Consider the following 16,897-nt stretch of genomic DNA (forward strand, 5'->3'; position numbering starts at 1 on the left):
TGCCGCCGTCGTGCCCTGCCGCTGCGTGTGCAGCCCCTGGCTGCCGGAACCTAGTCCGCTTCGGCGAAGGCCTTCCGCAGATTCGCTTCCTGATCCTTGGAGAGGTTGGTGGCGATCAGTGAGGCGCCGGGGAAGCCGTCCTTGAAAGCGTCAAGGACCCGGTCTTCCACGGCATCAGAGGAAAGCACGAACAGGGCTGAAGTGCCCGGGGTGACTTCCTGCCGGATCTGCTTGATGAAATTGTCATCGATGCCAACGTCCACCATGGAACCGGACAGGGCTCCAATGGCCGCGCCAACGGCGGCGCCGATGAGGGGGATGAAGAAGATCAGGCCGAACAGCAGGCCCCAGAAGCCGCCGCCCAGGGCGCCGGCGCCGGCCATATTGTGTTCCTGGATTGTCCGGGGCTTTTTCTTGTCCTGCGGCCAGGTGACGATTGCCTCGTCCTGCACGTTGATGAGGTTCTGCGACTCGAGGCTGGCCAGGGTTTGCGTCGCCCTTTCAGCGGCGTCCGCGTCGGGGAATTTCCATACGGTAAGTGTTGCCATGTCAGATACTCCAAACAGTTGGGATCCAGGCACTATCCGGCGTGTGGCGGGCACACGGACGGTTAGAGTAGGTGCCACGCTAGCCAGCGCCGGCTGCCCTGGGCAAGGGAACGGGACCGTGGGAGCCCCGCGCAGGCCAAGTCTTCACCCGCCTCTGTCCCGCGGGGTTGCGCGGTCGTAGACTCAAGTCTGCGGCACGCCCGGACCGCCGACCCAGGAGCCTGAATGAGGGACCTTTCCCGCCCGGCATGGTGGACCAACGCGGTGGTCTACCAGATCTACCCGCGCAGCTTCCAGGACACCACGGGTGACGGTATCGGTGACCTGAGCGGAATCATCACGCGGCTGGACTATCTGCAGGAACTCGGCGTTGACGTTTTGTGGCTCTCTCCCATCCACCAGTCTCCGCAGCGGGACAATGGATATGACATCAGCAACTACAGGAGAGTTGATGCGGTGTTCGGCACCGAGGAAGAGTTCGACCAGCTGCTGTCCGAGGTTCATGCGCGCGGTATGAAGATGATCATGGACCTGGTGATCAACCACACCTCCAGTGACCACGAGGCCTTCAAACGCTCTATCTCCTCCCGCGACAATATTTCCCGCGACTCCTATTACTGGCGGGATCCGCGCCGGGGATTCCGCGGCAGCGAGCCGGGTGCGGAACCCAACAACTGGGGATCCTTGTTCGGGGGATCCGCGTGGACGTGGCACGAGCCGACCCGGCAGTACTACCTGCACATCTTTTCCCGCCACCAGCCGGACCTGAATTGGGCGAGCACCAGGGTCCGCAACCGGGTCTACGCCATGATGAATTGGTGGATGGACAGGGGCATTGACGGTTTCCGGATGGACGCCGTGAACTTCATATCGAAGGACCAGCGCTTCCCCGACAGCATGATCCAGTTCGGCGGCGTGTGGGGAGACGGTTCTCCGTTCTTCACCTCCGGCCCGCGCGTGCACGAGTTTGTGCAGGAGATGATGCGCGCGGTCTTCGCACACCGCAGCGAGGACTACCTGGTTGTCGGGGAAACCACGGGAGCAACGGTCGAGGAAGCCCGGCTCTTCACGGACCCCTACCGGAACGAGCTGGACATGCTGTTCCAGTTCGAACATGTGAACCTGGACCACGGTCCGGGCGGCAAGTGGGACCGCCGTCCGGTGAACCTCCGGGACCTGAAGACCAGTTGGAACCGCTGGCAGCGCGGACTGGCCGAACGGGGCTGGAACAGCCTCTACCTGAGCAACCACGACCAGCCCCGCCATGTTTCCCGGTACGGAAATGACGAGGAGTTCCGGTATGAGTCCGCCACTTTGTGGGCGACCCTGCTGCATATGCAGCGCGGAACGCCCTTTATCTACCAGGGGGAAGAGATCGGCATGACCAATGCCGGTTTCACCGGCATTGACGAGTATCGGGACGTCGAATCGCTGAACTACTACGCGGATTCAACTGCGCGCGGAATGGATCCCGAAACGGTCCTGGAGATTCTGGGACACGTCAGCCGCGACAACGCCAGGACACCCATGCAGTGGACTTCGGAACCGGGGGGAGGGTTTACGAAGGGTGTGCCGTGGATCGGGCTGGGCCCCAGGTACCCGGAGATCAACGTGGAACAGGATCAGGCCGCACCGAAATCCATCTTCCGCTACTATCAGCAGCTGATCCGGCTGCGCCACGAGCTGCCGGTTGTCGCGACGGGCGACTTCCAGCTCATGCACGCGAACCATCCGACGCTTTTCGCCTTCAGCCGGGCCCTGGGGGAGACGAGACTGGGCGTGATTGGAAACTTTTCCGGCCTGGAGCAGGCCGCCCCCGATGACCTTCAGGGCGGCGAACTGATCCTGGGCAACTACGGTGAGAAAAGGCAGACGGCAGTGTTCGGCCCCTGGGAAGCCCGCGTGCTGGACATCAGCGGGCTTTCCTAGGGGCCCATTTAGCCGGGTGCTATTCGCCGGTAAGCGCAGACCCGTAGAGTTCCAGCAGTCCGGCTGTTCCTCCCTCAGCCATGGCGCGCCGCTGGCGCTCGGCCCCGGTGCCGGAGTCCAGGATGTCCTGCAGCCCGGCGCGAACCCACTCGGTGTCATTCTCGGCGTCGAGCGCCTCGGAGACGAAGTCCAGCAGGGCCTGGATGCGGTCCTGGGCCGGTACCAAACCGGCGCTGACCGGATCCACCAGCTGGCCGGTCAAACCCTCGCGGGCGGCCTGCCACATTGCGGCGTCAAGCAGCTCTGCTTCGGGGACCGGGCGGTCGATTCCCCGGCCTGCTTCCTCGACCGCCGTGCTCACCAATCCGCGGACAAGGGCAGCGATCAGCACGGAGTCCCGTGCGCGCAGCTGGGCGTCGCCGGCCCGGACCTCCAGGGTGGGATATGAATCCGACAGCCGGGCCATCCAGGTCAGTACGCCCCGGTCAATGATCGCCCCGGTGGACACCAGCTGCGCCACACGCCGTTCGTAGTCTGCCGCGTCCTTGAAGGTGGGAGGACAGCCCTGTACCGGCCAGCGGCGGTAGTGGACCACCCGCCAGCTGCCAAAACCGCTGTCCCGTCCCAACCAGTAGGGGGAGTTGCAGCTCAGCGCCACGATGGCCGGCAGCCACTCGCGGATCCGGTTCAGCGCCTGGACCCCGGCTTCCCGGTCCGGAATTGAAACGTGGACGTGGAGTCCGTTGACGAACTGGTCTCCGACGATCCCCGGTGCGCTTTCGCGCAGCTGGCGGTAGCGTTCCTTGTCCGTCAGCTCCGGATAATGGTCCTCTATGAACGGCGCAGAGGCCGTTCCGGACGCTACGACCGCCGCCTTCCGTGCAGCGGCTTCAAGCTGGCCGCGGAAGTTCAGCAGATACTCTTCCACCTCGGTCAGTGTGGCGGAGACCGGGGTGGCGGTCTCGATCTGGCAGCTGAGCAGTTCACGCTGGATTTCGCCCTCCGTCACCCTCGGCGAACGGTGCAGATAGCCTGCAACCTCCTCCGCCTTGTGCACCGGGAGCCCGGAAACCGGATCCAGCAGCAGATACTCTTCCTCGATGCCCAGTGTCGCCATGCATCCCTCCACATCTTCCACGGCTGCAGGCATCCACCCGCAGCGCTCCTCAAAAAGACTAGGGCCGAAGGGCACCCTGAAGCCAAATGAGAAGCTTGCTGAGGTTTTGTTGCGTAGCTTAGGCGCCTGTGGTCAGCGCCGACCCGTACAACCGGGTCAGGCCGTCCCAGCCCCCTGCGGCGTAGGCGGCACGCTGGCGTACGGCGCCTGTTCCTTCGGTAAGCATCCGCTGCACACCGGCCAGGACATAGGCCAGATCGCCGTTCTCGTCCAGGGCCGGACGGATGTGGTCAACCAGTGCATCCACCTGCTCGGCGGCCGCAGAGGAGTCACCGAGCACCCCCATCAGCCGTCCCCCGAGTCCGTAGCGGGCAGCCTGCCACAGTCCGGCGTCGAGCAGTTCCGGGTCCGGATGCGAATCCGGTGCCGCTGCGGTGCTCAGGACCAGTCCGCGCACCAGGGCAGCGAGCAGGACGGAGTCGGCCGCCTGAAGCTGGGCATCCCCCACTCGCACCTCAACGGTGGGGTAGCGCTGGGACAGCCGCGCCGCCCAGCCAATATGGCCTGAATCCAGGACTGCGTCAGAGCCGAGGAGCCGGGCAAGCCTGCGGTCATAATCTGCCGCATCGGCAAACTCCGGCGGGCAGCCCTGCACGGACCAGCGGCGGTAATGGATCAAGCGCCAGCTGGAAAAGCTCGTGTCCATGCCCCGCCAGAAAGGCGAGTTGCCGGCTAGGGCCGCGAGTGTGGAGAGCCACGGACGGAGCTTGTTCAGGGCGGTGATCCCGCTGTCGCGGCTGGGAACCGCAACATGGATGTGCGTCCCGTTGACGTAATGCTCCCCGGCCACGGCGCCGGTTAGCTCGCCCATGGCGCGGTAGCGTTCGGTACCGGTGACTTCGGCGGGAGTGTCCGCAATGCGGGGCGCAGCACCGGAAGGCACGACGCCGATGCCGGCTGAAGCGGCCGCCGCGGCTATGGCGGTGCGGGCACCGAGCAGCGAAACCACGGCGTCGTCCAGGGTCTCGCAGATGATGGTGGAGGTTTCGAGCTGGCAGGCGAGGAATTCCGACTGCCCCACGGGAGAAGGAAGATCCGTGGCGGGAAGCGCCGGCTGTGCTGCCAGTGCCCGCGAAATCTCCTCCGCCCTGGGCGCCGGAAGTCCAGTGGCCGGGTCCACCAGCAGGAACTCTTCCTCAATGCCAAATGTCGCCATGCATTCCCCTGGTTGCCGAAGAATCCGGGAGCTGCCCGCCCTTCGCCTCAGTCTAGGACAGCGCCGGTATCGCAGGGGAGGGGGCAGTGCCAACTAGCCGGGCTGATTTGCCTGGGCCCTGACAGCACGCCAGGTGAAGGTGAGGTAGGGCAGCTGCAGTTCTTCTCCCGGTGCGTGTCCCAGATGCTCGTAGAGGTACCAGGAGAGGTTGGCCAGGACCTTGGCGCGGGTGGTTTCAGAGGCGGACAGGTAGTAGGCGCGGGACTTGGCCAGCTCCGCGAGATCCTCCGGCGTCATGGCCAGGGACCAGGACGTGGTGTGGAACTCCTCCAGTTCCAGCTCCGGTCCCAGCTCAGGACGGAATCCCGGGCGCAGGACGTCCCCGGCATGGATGATCCGGGAAAACCGGTGGACCCAGGGGACGTTCACGTCCAGCTGGTTCCAGACCAGACCGGCAAAGCCGTTCGGGGTGAGAATCCGGGCGAATTCGGCGGAGGAGGCAGCCGGGTCGCACCAGTGCCACGCCTGGGCTACGGTCACGGCGTCAAACGAAGCATCCGGAAGCCCGGTGCGTTCGGCCGTGCCCTGGGTGGCCGGGACATTCGGCAGCGAACGGGAGAGCTGGGCCAGCATGTCCGCGGAAGGATCCACGGCGTGGACCTTGAAACCCGCGGACACGAGGGCTGCGGTGTACTTGCCTGTGCCGGCACCGATGTCCGCCACGGACACGGACGCGGCCGGGCGTCCGGCAAGGGGCGGGACGTCAAAAAGCCAGTCCACCGCCGCATCCGGGTAGCCGGGACGGATCCGGTCGTAGTGTTCGGCGCCGGTGCGGTAACTGCCGCCCAGCTGCCGGCGGCGCAGACCGTCGAGCCTGGGTCCGCTGGAAGCCACGTGGAGTCCTAGAAGAGGTCGTCGAGGTCGGGGTTGAGCCGCTGCAGTACTTCGTTGTGCAGCATTCCGTTGGTGGCCAGGGCATTGCCGCCGAAGGGACCGTCCTCGCCTTCAAGGGAGGTGAACCGGCCCCCGGCTTCGGTCACGATCGGAACCAGGGCAGCCATGTCATACAGGTTGAGTTCGGGCTCGCACGCAATGTCCACTGCCCCCTCTGCCACCATGCAGTAAGACCAGAAATCACCGTAGGCACGGGTGCGCCACACGGATTCGGTCAGGCCGAGGAACTCATCGAGGTTGCCGCGCTGCTTCCACCCGGTGAGGCTGGAGTAGGACAGGGAGGCATCGTCCAGGGTGGACACATTTGAAACCCGCAGCCGGGTTGCCGATGCCAGTGACCGGCCCATGTAGGCGCCGGTTCCAGTGGCTGCCCACCATCGTTTGCCCAGCGCCGGGGCGCTGACGACGCCGACCACCGGGACGCCGTCGTCCACCAGTGCGATGAGGGTCGCCCACACCGGGACCCCGCGCACAAAGTTCTTGGTGCCGTCGATGGGGTCGATGATCCAGCGCCGCGGGCCGGAGCCAGTGGAACCGAATTCCTCTCCCAGGACGGCGTCGCGCGGCCGGGCACGGGAGAGCTGGCCGCGGATGGCGTCTTCGGCTGCCTTGTCTGCGTCCGTGACCGGCGTCAGGTCCGGCTTGGTCTCGATGCGGAGGTCCTGGGCCTTGAACCTGGACATGGTCTGGTCGTCCACGGAATCGGCCATTACATGGGCGAGACGCAGATCATCGTTGTAGTTCTGAACGAACGGCATACTTCAACTTATCGCTATTGCCGCCGCGCTGCCCACGTTTACGCAGGTGCGCGCGGCGTGTACCTGCCTGGAGAGGACCTCCAGGATGTGTTCGCCGGGGTTCTCCGGCGCCTTATTGGGTGCCCAGTTCCTTGGCCTGCGCGCGGTTCTCGGTGCGCAGCCCGCCGGAACCCAGCAGCCGGCGCAGGGAGGCGAGCCGGGCTGGTCCGGCGGCTCCGGCGTTGCCGGACTCAACCCACGGGTCGAGTCCGCAGTTCACGGCCTCGTCGTCGTGGCGGCAGCCGCGTTCGCAGGCCTCGGTGCCCGGCTCAAGGTCGGGGAAGGCACTGAGGATCCGGTCCGGGTCAACATGGGCCAGCCCGAAGGAGCGGATGCCGGGCGTGTCGATGATCCAGCTGCCCGCCGGCGCGTCCTGCACCTTGAGCGCCAGTGCGGAGGAAGAGGTATGCCGGCCGCGGCCGGTAACGGCGTTCACTCCGCCGGTGGCGCGCCGTGAGCCGGTGAGGGCGTTCACCAGCGTGGACTTTCCGACGCCGGAATGGCCCACCAGGACACTCACCTTGCCCAGGAGGTGCTCGTGCAGGGCAGCGACGGCGCCCCCGGCCAGGCGGGCGGAGAGGCCGTCGTCGGACTCTGAGTCGATCCCCGCGTCGTCGGCCTGTGCCGTGCGGCTGATGACTACTTCCAGGTCCAGGTGCTCGTAGTTGGCCAGCAGGTCCGCGGGATCCTTCAGGTCTGCCTTGGTGATGCAGAGCAGGGGGGAGATGCCGGCGTCATACGCTGCCACCAGGGCGCGGTCGATGAACCCGGTTCGCGGCTCCGGGTTGGCGGCTGCAACCACGATCACCAGCTGGTCCGCGTTCGCTACCACCACGCGCTCCACCGGATCGGTATCGTCCGCAGAGCGGCGCAGCAGTGTGGCGCGCTCATTGACCTTCACCAGCCGGGCCAGGCTGTCGGGGGAGCCGCTGACGTCACCCACCAGTCCCACCAGGTCTCCTGCAACCACCGGGGTGCGCCGCAGTTCCCGGGCCCGGGCAGCCGTAACAATCCGCTCCTGCGGCGTGTCCTCGTCCACGATCGCCGTGTAACGGCCGCGGTCAACGGTGATGATGCGGCCCGTGACGGCGTCTTCGTGGGCGGGCCGGTCCTTGGTGCGGGGCCGGGAGCCCTTCTTGTTCGGGCGGATGCGGACGTCCGATTCGTCCCAGCCTGAGGTGCCTCGTGCCACGGTTAGGCCTCCTGCGCCGCCGTCGGCTCCGTACCGGCCACCAGGACGGTCCAGAGCTGCGCGAATTCGGGCATGGTCTTGGACGTCGCCGCGATGTCCTCCACCACGACGCCGGGAACCACCAGTCCCAGGATTGCTCCGGCGGTGGCCATACGGTGGTCGGCGTAGGTGCCGAAGACCCCGCCGTGAAGCGGCGCCGGGTCGATTGACAGGCCGTCAGCTGTTTCCGTGACCTTCCCGCCCAGGGAATTGATTTCAGTCTTCAGTGCTGCCAGACGGTCCGTTTCGTGTCCGCGGAGATGCGCTATGCCGGTCAGGAGCGACGGCGAACCTGCCAGCGCGCAGAGCGCGGCGACCGTAGGTGCCAGTTCGCTGGTGTCCGCGAAGGTGCCGCCGCGGATGGATTCGCCGCCCGTTACGGTCAGTACGCCGTCGGCGAGTTCAGCGGTGGCGCCCATCTGCGGCAGGATCTGCCGCCATTTGTCGCCCACCTGAGTGGTCTGTGCGGGCCAGCCCGGGATGCTCACGCTGCCGCCGGTGGCAACGGCGGCAGCCAGGAACGGGCCGGCATTGGAAAGGTCGGGTTCGATCTCCACGTCGAAGGCCCTGATGGGGCCCGGTGCGACGCGCCACTCGTTGGGCACGGAGTCATCTACGTCCACACCGCATTCGCGCAGCACCTGAACGGTCATGGCGATGTGGTCGAGGCTGGGAACCGTTTCCCCGGTGTGGACCAGGTGCAGGCCGTGCGTGAAGCGTGCACCGGCCAGGAGCAGCGCGGAGACGAACTGGGAGGAGGCACCGGCGTCGATATCCACGCGTCCGCCGGGAACGGCACCGCTTCCGGTGACGCTGAACGGCAGTGCGCCGCGTCCGCCGTCGTCCACTTCAATGCCCAGGCCGCGCAGGGCCTCGATGGTTGCGCCCATGGGGCGCTGACGCGCGTGCGGATCGCCGTCGAACGCGGCGGTTCCGGAACGCAGGGCAGCCAGCGGGGGCACAAAACGCATCACCGTGCCGGCCAGGCCGCAGTCAACTTCCGTGTTTCCGGAAGCGGATGCTGGAAGCGGCTCCACCAGCAGGTCGGGACCGAACGGCCCGCTGCCGGGGGCCTCCGTGATCTTCGCGCCGAGGGACCGCAGCGCGGTCACCATCAGGGCTGAGTCACGTGAGTGCAGGGGAGCGCGGAGGCGGGAGGGTCCGTCGGCCAGGGCGGCCAGCACCAGGTAGCGGTTGGTGAGGGATTTGGAGCCTGGAACCCTGACCACCCCGGTAACGGGGCGGCCAGGGGTGGGGGCCGGCCAGCCGTCTGCGACGGGCACGGATGTTTCAGTCATGGTGCTTAGGAACCTGCGATATCTGATGCGGTGCTGCGGACGGCACGTTCTGCCTTGGCCAGCTGCTTACGGGTCTGCTTGGTGACTTTGCGTGAACGGCGTCCGGCATCCTTGCCCATGGCCCGCACGCTGCGCTGCGTGTCCGACACCAGGTGCTCTGCACGCCAGGCCAGGCCCGGACGGCCATTGGTGTCCACGGCAGCCAGGAGCACGCCGCCAATCAGAGAGAGGTTCTTCAGGAGCTGGGTACGGCGATCCTTCCGGCCTTCAGCGGTGGTGGCATCGCTGTTGCGGTATTCCACCAAGGTGTTCACGCCTGCGGTCGCGGCGAGGACCAGTCCAGCCAGCCGGGAGAACTTGCCCAGGCCCAGCATGGCAGCGGCGCCGAGCTGGGTGGCACCGAGGACACGGGCGACGGCGGCCGGGTTTTCGGCCAGTCCAGCGGCAGACGGCACCGCCGAACCCAGCCGGTTCAGGGTAGGGGTGAGCTGCTGGGCGGTCTGGTCGGCGTTGCGCAGCCGCTCCACGCCCGCAGCCACAAAGCCGGCAGCGAGGAGCGGACGGGCTAGTTTTCGGACAATGCTCATGCGTGGCCTCCTGGGTTACGCCGGACCGGCGTGCGTTCAAAGATGATACGGGTGTGCCTGGCGGGACACGCCGTACAACGGATACCCCCTAGTCTGGCACCTTTGGTCCCCTTGTACACCTCAGCTGCCTAACGCCCGGATGGGCCGCCGCGTGGAATATCCGCAGGCGGACGCCGGTTATGCCCAGTGCCGGACCGAGCGCCGGCAGGACTGGTGCGGACTGTGCCGGGAGTCTAGAGCGGAGTCGGAGGCTGAGGATGGCAGGTTCGCTGGTCCAGGAGCGGAACACGGCTGAGGGGGCCGTAGCCGGGTTGCTGGGGCGTACACGCCCCTTACACTTGGACTTAATGAGAACTGATGTGCCGGAAGGCAGCCCACAGGTGGAAGATCCGGGCCTCGACGTCGCGTCCGAGCCCGAAGAGGCCCGCAAACTGCGCTTCGAGCGCGATGCCATGCAATACGTGGACCAGCTTTACTCAGCTGCCATGCGCATGGCCCGCAACCCGGCAGATGCTGAGGATCTGGTGCAGGAAGCCTACACAAAGGCTTTCTCGGCATTTCACCAGTACAAGCCCGGAACCAACCTCAAGGCCTGGTTGTACAGGATCCTGACCAACACGTATATCAACCTGTACCGCAAGCGCCAGCGGGAGCCCCTGCAGGCGAACTCAGATGGCGTGGAGGACTGGCAGCTGGCCCGCGCGGCTGAGCACAGCTCTTCGGGCCTGCGTTCGGCAGAGGCGGAAGCACTGGACCACCTGCCCGATTCCGACGTCAAAAGTGCGCTGCAGGCCATCCCGGAGGAGTTCCGCCTGGCGGTCTATTTCTCCGATGTCGAGGGCTTCGCGTACAAGGAAATTTCAGAAATCATGAACACGCCAATCGGCACCGTGATGTCCAGGCTGCACCGCGGGCGCAAGATGCTCCGTGAGCTGCTGGCCGAGTACGCATATGAGCGCGGCATCAAGGGCAAGGCACAGAAGGCTGCCGCCGGAGCGGCGGAGAATCAGGGGAAGACACTATGAGCGATTGCCAGAGCCTGGGTGATTGCGATGACGCACGCATCGAACGGCTGTATGAATACCTGGACGGTGCGCTTTCGCATGACGACCTGGTTGAAATCAAAGAGCACCTGGACGGATGCCCGGAATGCGCCGAGGAACACGATCTTGAGTGCGTTATCCGTTCCGTGGTGAAACGTTCCTGCACGGAAGAGGCACCGCAGACACTGAAGGCCAATATCCTCGCCCGGATCAGCCAGATCCAGTCAGTGGACCACTGACCCGGCCAGGTAAAGGAAAACCCCCGTCGCCGGAAGGCTGCGGGGGTTTTCTTTCGTTAGCGCGGAAAATCCGGCCAGACGTCCTGACTTAAGTGTTGGGACGCTTGCCGTGGTTTGCGCCGCCGCGCTTACGGTCACGACGCTTGCGTGCTCGCTTGCTCATGGCTGCCTCCTTCTTTCGCTTTCAAGTTCTGCCCTTCAGTCTCCCACACACTGTGCCCTCGGCGTAAATGCGGACCCCGGTGCATGCGCTGCCGCTGCGGGCGTCGCCTAGGATGGATCAACCAAGCGACCAAAGGAGTTCAGCATGCGAGCCGTGTACGCCCAGTCCCAGTCCCAGGAAGATCCGCTCAGCGGGCTGGTGGTGGGAGAGCTCTCCAGGCCTGAACCCGAGCCCGGTTTCCGGCGGGTACGGGTCCGTGCCTCGGCGCTGAACCGGCATGATCTGTGGTCCCTGCAGGGGATTGGGCTTCCCACGGACCGGCTGCCGATGATCCTGGGCTGCGATGCCGCAGGCGTGGACGACGACGGCAATGACGTCATTGTGCATTCGGTGGTGTCCACACCGGGCTGGGACGGCGACGAGACCCTGGACCCCCGCAGGACCCTGCTCTCCGAGCGGTACCCGGGGACGATGGCCGACGAGGTCTGGGTTCCGGAACGGAACCTGGTTCCCAAGCCCGCGCAGCTCAGTTTTGAAGAAGCCGCCTGCCTGCCCACGGCCTGGCTGACCGCGTACCGCATGCTCTTCACCGTCTCGCCTGCGGCGCCGGGTTCCACGGTGCTTATCCAGGGCGCCGGGGGAGGAGTGTCCACCGCTCTGGTGGCCCTGGCTTCAGCCGCCGGGTTCAGGGTCTGGGTTGCCGGACGCAGCCCCGCCAAGCTCGAGGACGCACGCAGGCTGGGCGCAGAGGCCGTGTTTGAGTCAGGTGCGCGGCTCCCCGAGCGAGTGGACACTGTCTTCGACTCGGTGGGAGAAGCTACCTGGGGCCATTCCCTGAAGGCCCTAAAGCCGGGAGGCGCTTTGGTTACCTGCGGCGCAACTTCCGGGCCGAACCCTCCAGCGGACCTGAACCGGATCTTCTTCCTGCAGCTGAAGGTCCTGGGTTCCACGATGGGGACGCGTGCAGAACTGCAGCGGCTGGTCCAGTTCCTGCTGGCCACGGGCGTACGCCCCGAAATCGATTCGGTACTCGGGCTTGAGGATGCCGCCAAGGGCTTCCGCCGGATGCACGACGGCGCTGCCACCGGAAAGATTGTCTTCCGGCACTAGCGCGGGTCCGGGAACGCGAAAGGCGTCCGCTGGTGCGGACGCCTTTCGCATGTTCGGCAGCTGTTTCAGTTCATGTCCGGCAGATCGAGCCAGCGGAACCAGCCGCGGTGCAGCACCAGCCACGCGATCAGGCCGTAGCCGGCCTGGCCAGGGGTTCCGCCGTTCGCTGCGAGGTCCGTCCTCCACTGCTCATGGTTCAGCAGCGGAGTCAGCGTATCCACGTAGACGTGCTTGCGGCGTGTAGTCACGTCACCGAAGGCTGCGGAGAGGTCCGCGAGCCGGCGGTTGCGTTCGGCGTCGAGCCCCGGCGGGGGACCGACCACGAGGACCTTGATGCTCATCTGGGCGGCACCGTCCAGAATGTTGGCAAGGTTCAGCCGGCTTCGGGCCGTGGAAAGCTCAAGATCCAGGTCACGGTCCGAGAGACCGATCACCAGCCTGTTCTCACACGTCTCATCGAACCTTCGGCCGGCCTCCATCAGCCAGCGGTTGGCAAGCGCTTCAGTGCCTTCCCCGGGGGCCGCGAGGCTGTAGGCCTCAAGCGTTGCGTTATCCGGCGTCGTACGGGCCAGCACGCGTCCGAGCCAGCCCAGGGCGCGGGGATCGCCGTGGCCGGCGAGCAGTTCGTCACCGACCGCAGCGAGCCTGATTCTGCGTTGTTCCACGAGTTCCCTTTTCAGTTGCTTAAGTGTCCAGATGAAGGGTGGTTAAAAGCCGGGTGGGGCACCGCCCGGTGCCCCACCCAAACCTAGCCTATTAGCGGCGCTCGAACGCCTTCTTGACCAGGATGTCCTGCTCAACGGCGTGCCGCTTGGCCGAACCGGTGGCCGTAGAAGCCGACGCAGGACGCGAGACCAGCCGCAGCGGGCGATCCAGTTCCGGCGGCAGGTTCAGGCCGATGAACGGCCACGGACCCTGGTTGGCCGGTTCATCCTGTGCCCAGACGAGTTCCGCGTTCGGGTACTTGGCCACAGCGTCCTGGATCTCCTTGTACGGCAGCGGGTAGAGCTGCTCGACGCGGATGATCGCAGTCTTCTCGTCTCCGGCCTTCTGGCGGTTGGCCAGCAGGTCGTAGTACAGGCGGCCGGAAACCAGCAGGACCTTGTCCACGGCGTTGGCGTCCAGCTCTGCATGTTCGCCAATGACCGGCTGGAACGAACCCTGGGTGAATTCCTCCACCGAGGTGGCCGCTGCCTTCAGGCGCAGCAGCTGCTTCGGGGTGAAGATCACCAGCGGCTTCCGCGGACGGCTGTATGCCTGGCGGCGCAGCAGGTGGAAGTGCGAGGCACCGGTCGTGGGGTTGGCCACGATCATGTTGTCCTCGGCGCACAGCTGCAGGAAGCGCTCGATCCGGGCGGAGGAGTGGTCCGGGCCCTGGCCTTCGTAGCCGTGCGGCAGCATCATGACCAGCGAGGAGCGCTGGCCCCACTTCTGTTCCGCGGAGGAGATGAACTCGTCAATGATGGTCTGCGCGCCGTTGACGAAGTCACCGAACTGCGCTTCCCAGAGCACCAGGGCGTCGGGACGCTCCACCGAGTAGCCGTATTCGAAGCCGAGGGCGGCGAATTCGGACAGCAGCGAATCGTAGATCCAGAGCTTGGCCTGGTTCGGATCCAGGTCTGCCAGCGGAGTCCACTCGGCGCCGGTGGCGCGGTCGTGGAAGACGGCATGGCGCTGGGTGAACGTGCCGCGGCGGGAGTCCTGGCCGGCAAGCCGGACGGGAACGCCTTCCATCAGCAGCGAACCGAAGGCGGCAACCTCGGCGAAGCCCCAGTCGATGTTGCCCTCGCGGGACATCTGTTCGCGCTTCTCCAGTAGGGACTTCAGCTTCGGGTGGACCGTGAAGCCCTCCGGAATGGTGACATGTGCCTTGCCGATGCGGGCAAGCGTATCCGCGGAGATCGCAGTGCTGGCGGGCGCCACGATAGTGGAGCCTTCCTGCTGTGCAGCGGGGCGTTCCAGGTCGGAGACAGCCTCGGAGTCCTTGGTGATAACCGGGATCGGGGAAGTCTGGGCGGCATGCGTTTCCGCGAAGACCCGCTCAAGGCGGCTCTGGTAATCGCGAAGTGCCTGCTCAGCTTCTTCCTGGCTGATGTCACCGCGGCCGATGAGCGATTCGGTGTAGAGCTTGCGCACCGATCGCTTGGCCTCGATCAGGGAGTACATCATCGGCTGCGTCATCGAGGGATCGTCGCCCTCATTGTGGCCGCGGCGGCGGTAGCACACCATGTCGATGACGACGTCCTTGTTGAACCGCTGGCGGTAGTCGAAGGCCAGCTGGGCCATCCGGACAACCTGCTCCGGATCGTCACCGTTCACGTGGAAGATCGGTGCCTGGACCATCTTGGCGACGTCGGTGGCGTACACGGAGGAGCGCGACGACGTCGGAGCGGTGGTGAAGCCAACCTGGTTGTTCACGATCACGTGGATCGTGCCGCCGGTGCGGTAGCCGCGCAGCTGGGAGAGGTTCAGCGTTTCGGCCACCACTCCCTGGCCCGCGAAGGCTGCGTCGCCGTGGATGAGGATCGGCAGGACGGGGAACTCGTCCCCGCGGTCCAGCCGGTCCTGCTTGGCGCGGACGATGCCTTCGAGGACGGAGTCGCCGGCCTCCAGGTGGGACGGGTTCGCGGCAAGGTAGACCTTTGTCTGGTTGCCGTTGTCTGAAGTGAAGGTGCCCTCGGTTCCGAGGTGGTACTTCACATCGCCGGAGCCCTGCACGGAGCGCGGGTCCTGGGTGCCTTCGAATTCGCGGAAGACCTGGGCATAGGTCTTGCCCGCGATGTTGGTGAGCACGTTCAGGCGGCCGCGGTGGGCCATGCCAATGCCGACCTCTTCCATGCCTTCGTCAGCGGCACCGGAAATGATTGCGTCCAGCAGCGGAATCAGGGACTCGCCGCCTTCCAGCGAGAAGCGCTTCTGGCCGACGAACTTCGTCTGCAGGAACGTTTCGAATGCCTCTGCGGCGTTCAGCTTGCTCAGGATGCGCAGCTGCTCTTCGCGGGAGGGCTTGCTGTACGGAGCCTCAAGGCGGTCCTGGAACCAGGAACGTTCTTCCGGATCCTGGATGTGCATGTACTCGATGCCCGCGGTACGGCAGTAGGCATCACGCAGCACGCCGAGGATCTTGCGCAGCTTCAGCATCGGCTTGCCGCCGAATCCGCCGGTGGGCCACTCGCGGTCCAGGTCCCACAGGGTCAGGCCGTGGTTGAGGACGTCGAGGTCCGCGTGGCGGCGCTGGACGTACTCCAGCGGGTTGGTGTCCGCCATCAGGTGGCCGCGCACGCGGTAAGCGTGGATCAGCTGCTGGATGCGGGCAACCTTGTTGATCTGCTCATCCGGGTTGACCTGGATGTCAGGGCTCCAGCGAACCGGTTCGTACGGGATGCGCAGGGACTCGAAGATGTCATCGTAGAAATTCTGCTCGCCCAGCAGGAGCTGGTGGACGATGCGCAGGAACTCGCCGCTGCCGGCGCCCTGGATGACACGGTGGTCATACGTGGAGGTCAGGGTGATGATCTTGGAGATCGCGTTGCGGGCGAGGATCTTCTCGTTTGCGCCCTGGAATTCGGCCGGGTACTCAAGGGCGCCGGCACCGATGATGCAGGCCTGGCCCTTGGACAGGCGGGGTACGGAGTGAACCGTGCCGATGCCGCCCGGGTTCGTCAGCGAGATGGTGGTGCCCTTGTAGTCGTCGGCGGTGAGCTTGCCGGCGCGGGTGCGCTTGACCAGGTCTTCGTAGGCGTGCCAGAACTCGGAGAAGTTCAGGGTTTCAGCCTTCTTGATATTGGGCACTACCAGCAGACGGGATCCGTCCGGCTTCGGCATATCGATGGCAAGGCCAAAGTTGATGTGCGCGGGCTGGACAGCAACGGGCTTGCCGTCCACCTCGTCGTAATACACGTTCTGGGAAGGGAACTGGGCAGCGGCGCGGATGATGGCGTAGCCGAGCAGGTGGGTGAAAGAGACCTTGCCGCCGCGTGCGCGTTCGAGGTGGCTGTTGATGACAATCCGGTTGTCGATCAGCAGCTTGGCCGGAACCGCGCGAACGGTCGTGGCAGTGGGGACGCTCAGGCTGAGGTCCATGTTCGTGGCGATGGCCTTGGCCGGACCGCGCAGCACCGTAACGGTGTCCTCTTCGGTCTCCGTGCTGGGCTTGGTTTTGGGCAGCTGGGCCGGGATGGGCGCAGGCTTGGTTTCGGACTTGGCAGCGGCGGCAGCCGACTTCGGCTCGTCCTTCGCGGAAGCTGCTTCCTTGGCCACGGGCGGCTTTCCTGACTGCTGGGTCGCTGCGGGAGACTTGCCTGAGGCCTTCGCGGCCTGGGCCTCGGTCTTCACAACGGGCAGCTGGCGGGTGGCCGGGTTTGCACCGAGTTCGCTCGGGGGAGTAGAACCGTTGCCGGAGGCTGAATTGCCGGCGGATGACTTGGCATCCTCCGCCTTAAAGGAGTCGAAAATGCTCCACCACTTCTTGTCGACAGAGTTCTTGTCCTTGAGGTACTGCTCATACAATTCGTCGACAAGCCATTCGTTCCCGCCGAATTCCTCCGGCAGGCGGTGGTTGGGTTGGTCTGGCACTAGATATACGCCTCTTCCATGAGTTGCCGTTTGCCCTGATGGCACCATGATCTGAGCGCTTCCGCCTCAAGACTTGCTGGTGCGGCCCGG

General features: G+C 65.5%; 15 protein-coding genes. 4 read left to right on the plus strand and 11 right to left on the minus strand.

What is annotated here, in order from left to right; translation table 11 throughout:
- Nucleotides 1-50: 50 nt before the first annotated feature.
- On the minus strand, nucleotides 51-548 hold the full coding sequence (locus ABFX29_RS09600; RefSeq protein ID WP_152226909.1) for a DUF1269 domain-containing protein: 498 nt from the start codon (nucleotides 546-548) through the stop codon (nucleotides 51-53).
- 225 nt (nucleotides 549-773) lie between these two features.
- On the opposite strand from ABFX29_RS09600, the gene ABFX29_RS09605 reads away from it, so the two are divergent.
- Nucleotides 774-2,477: a glycoside hydrolase family 13 protein gene (locus ABFX29_RS09605; protein WP_152226911.1), complete on the plus strand. Its 1,704-nt coding sequence runs from the start codon at nucleotides 774-776 to the stop codon at nucleotides 2,475-2,477.
- A gap of 19 nt (nucleotides 2,478-2,496) precedes the next feature.
- On the opposite strand, the gene ABFX29_RS09610 is transcribed toward ABFX29_RS09605, so the two are convergent.
- The 7 genes from ABFX29_RS09610 to ABFX29_RS09640 all read right to left on the minus strand — a co-directional run bounded on the left by ABFX29_RS09610 (nucleotide 2,497) and on the right by ABFX29_RS09640 (nucleotide 9,677).
- Nucleotides 2,497-3,594 (minus strand): carboxylate-amine ligase, encoded by a 1,098-nt coding sequence (locus ABFX29_RS09610; RefSeq protein ID WP_152226913.1) that lies wholly within the window; start codon nucleotides 3,592-3,594, stop codon nucleotides 2,497-2,499.
- 118 nt (nucleotides 3,595-3,712) lie between these two features.
- Nucleotides 3,713-4,810: a carboxylate-amine ligase gene (locus tag ABFX29_RS09615; RefSeq protein ID WP_152226915.1), complete on the minus strand. Its 1,098-nt coding sequence runs from the start codon at nucleotides 4,808-4,810 to the stop codon at nucleotides 3,713-3,715.
- A 93-nt stretch (nucleotides 4,811-4,903) separates the two neighbouring features.
- Nucleotides 4,904-5,704, minus strand: coding sequence for a class I SAM-dependent methyltransferase (locus ABFX29_RS09620; protein ID WP_152226917.1), 801 nt, complete (start codon nucleotides 5,702-5,704; stop codon nucleotides 4,904-4,906).
- A gap of 8 nt (nucleotides 5,705-5,712) precedes the next feature.
- Nucleotides 5,713-6,522, minus strand: coding sequence for a histidinol-phosphatase (hisN, locus tag ABFX29_RS09625; protein WP_152226919.1), 810 nt, complete (start codon nucleotides 6,520-6,522; stop codon nucleotides 5,713-5,715).
- Nucleotides 6,523-6,634: 112 nt separating this feature from the next.
- The gene (rsgA, locus tag ABFX29_RS09630; RefSeq protein WP_152226921.1) at nucleotides 6,635-7,753 is read right to left on the minus strand and encodes a ribosome small subunit-dependent GTPase A; all 1,119 of its coding nucleotides are present in this window, start codon (nucleotides 7,751-7,753) and stop codon (nucleotides 6,635-6,637) included.
- Between the two features lie 2 nt (nucleotides 7,754-7,755).
- Complete coding sequence (gene aroA / locus ABFX29_RS09635; protein ID WP_152226923.1) at nucleotides 7,756-9,090, minus strand: 3-phosphoshikimate 1-carboxyvinyltransferase; 1,335 nt, start codon at nucleotides 9,088-9,090, stop codon at nucleotides 7,756-7,758.
- Between the two features lie 5 nt (nucleotides 9,091-9,095).
- The gene (locus tag ABFX29_RS09640) at nucleotides 9,096-9,677 is read right to left on the minus strand and encodes a DoxX family membrane protein (RefSeq protein ID WP_152226925.1); all 582 of its coding nucleotides are present in this window, start codon (nucleotides 9,675-9,677) and stop codon (nucleotides 9,096-9,098) included.
- A gap of 347 nt (nucleotides 9,678-10,024) precedes the next feature.
- Between ABFX29_RS09640 and ABFX29_RS09645 the strand changes: the two genes are divergently transcribed.
- Both ABFX29_RS09645 and rsrA read left to right on the plus strand, forming a co-directional pair.
- Nucleotides 10,025-10,702, plus strand: a complete 678-nt coding sequence (locus ABFX29_RS09645; RefSeq protein WP_246167313.1) for a sigma-70 family RNA polymerase sigma factor — start codon at nucleotides 10,025-10,027, stop codon at nucleotides 10,700-10,702.
- Nucleotides 10,699-10,959, plus strand: a complete 261-nt coding sequence (rsrA, locus tag ABFX29_RS09650; RefSeq protein ID WP_152226927.1) for a mycothiol system anti-sigma-R factor — start codon at nucleotides 10,699-10,701, stop codon at nucleotides 10,957-10,959. The genes ABFX29_RS09645 and rsrA overlap by 4 nt, the downstream gene beginning before the upstream one ends.
- Nucleotides 10,960-11,047: 88 nt before the next feature.
- On the opposite strand, the gene ABFX29_RS16650 is transcribed toward rsrA, so the two are convergent.
- Nucleotides 11,048-11,122 (minus strand): 50S ribosomal protein bL37, encoded by a 75-nt coding sequence (locus tag ABFX29_RS16650; protein ID WP_369299106.1) that lies wholly within the window; start codon nucleotides 11,120-11,122, stop codon nucleotides 11,048-11,050.
- A gap of 144 nt (nucleotides 11,123-11,266) precedes the next feature.
- On the opposite strand from ABFX29_RS16650, the gene ABFX29_RS09655 reads away from it, so the two are divergent.
- Entirely contained in the window at nucleotides 11,267-12,232 is a 966-nt protein-coding gene (locus ABFX29_RS09655; RefSeq protein WP_152226929.1) for a zinc-binding dehydrogenase, read from the plus strand.
- Nucleotides 12,233-12,297: 65 nt separating this feature from the next.
- On the opposite strand, the gene ABFX29_RS09660 is transcribed toward ABFX29_RS09655, so the two are convergent.
- Both ABFX29_RS09660 and ABFX29_RS09665 read right to left on the minus strand, forming a co-directional pair.
- Nucleotides 12,298-12,897, minus strand: coding sequence for a GDSL-type esterase/lipase family protein (locus ABFX29_RS09660; RefSeq protein WP_152226931.1), 600 nt, complete (start codon nucleotides 12,895-12,897; stop codon nucleotides 12,298-12,300).
- A gap of 91 nt (nucleotides 12,898-12,988) precedes the next feature.
- On the minus strand, nucleotides 12,989-16,807 hold the full coding sequence (locus ABFX29_RS09665) for a multifunctional oxoglutarate decarboxylase/oxoglutarate dehydrogenase thiamine pyrophosphate-binding subunit/dihydrolipoyllysine-residue succinyltransferase subunit (RefSeq protein WP_152226933.1): 3,819 nt from the start codon (nucleotides 16,805-16,807) through the stop codon (nucleotides 12,989-12,991).
- Nucleotides 16,808-16,897 lie beyond the last annotated feature (90 nt).

The organism is Arthrobacter gandavensis, from assembly GCF_039528575.1.
GTDB lineage: Bacteria > Actinomycetota > Actinomycetes > Actinomycetales > Micrococcaceae > Arthrobacter_B > Arthrobacter_B citreus_B.

Bases quoted from the DNA above. Each gene is read 5' to 3' on its own strand.
- ABFX29_RS09610 (WP_152226913.1), bottom strand. From the start codon at position 3,594: ATGGCGACACTGGGCATCGAGGAAGAGTATCTGCTGCTGGATCCGGTT.
- hisN (WP_152226919.1), bottom strand. From the start codon at position 6,522: ATGCCGTTCGTTCAGAACTACAACGATGATCTGCGTCTCGCCCATGTA.
- ABFX29_RS09605 (WP_152226911.1), top strand. From the start codon at position 774: ATGAGGGACCTTTCCCGCCCGGCATGGTGGACCAACGCGGTGGTCTAC.
- rsrA (WP_152226927.1), top strand. From the start codon at position 10,699: ATGAGCGATTGCCAGAGCCTGGGTGATTGCGATGACGCACGCATCGAA.
- ABFX29_RS09600 (WP_152226909.1), bottom strand. From the start codon at position 548: ATGGCAACACTTACCGTATGGAAATTCCCCGACGCGGACGCCGCTGAA.
- ABFX29_RS09640 (WP_152226925.1), bottom strand. From the start codon at position 9,677: ATGAGCATTGTCCGAAAACTAGCCCGTCCGCTCCTCGCTGCCGGCTTT.
- aroA (WP_152226923.1), bottom strand. From the start codon at position 9,090: ATGACTGAAACATCCGTGCCCGTCGCAGACGGCTGGCCGGCCCCCACC.
- ABFX29_RS09655 (WP_152226929.1), top strand. From the start codon at position 11,267: ATGCGAGCCGTGTACGCCCAGTCCCAGTCCCAGGAAGATCCGCTCAGC.
- ABFX29_RS09645 (WP_246167313.1), top strand. From the start codon at position 10,025: ATGAGAACTGATGTGCCGGAAGGCAGCCCACAGGTGGAAGATCCGGGC.
- ABFX29_RS09615 (WP_152226915.1), bottom strand. From the start codon at position 4,810: ATGGCGACATTTGGCATTGAGGAAGAGTTCCTGCTGGTGGACCCGGCC.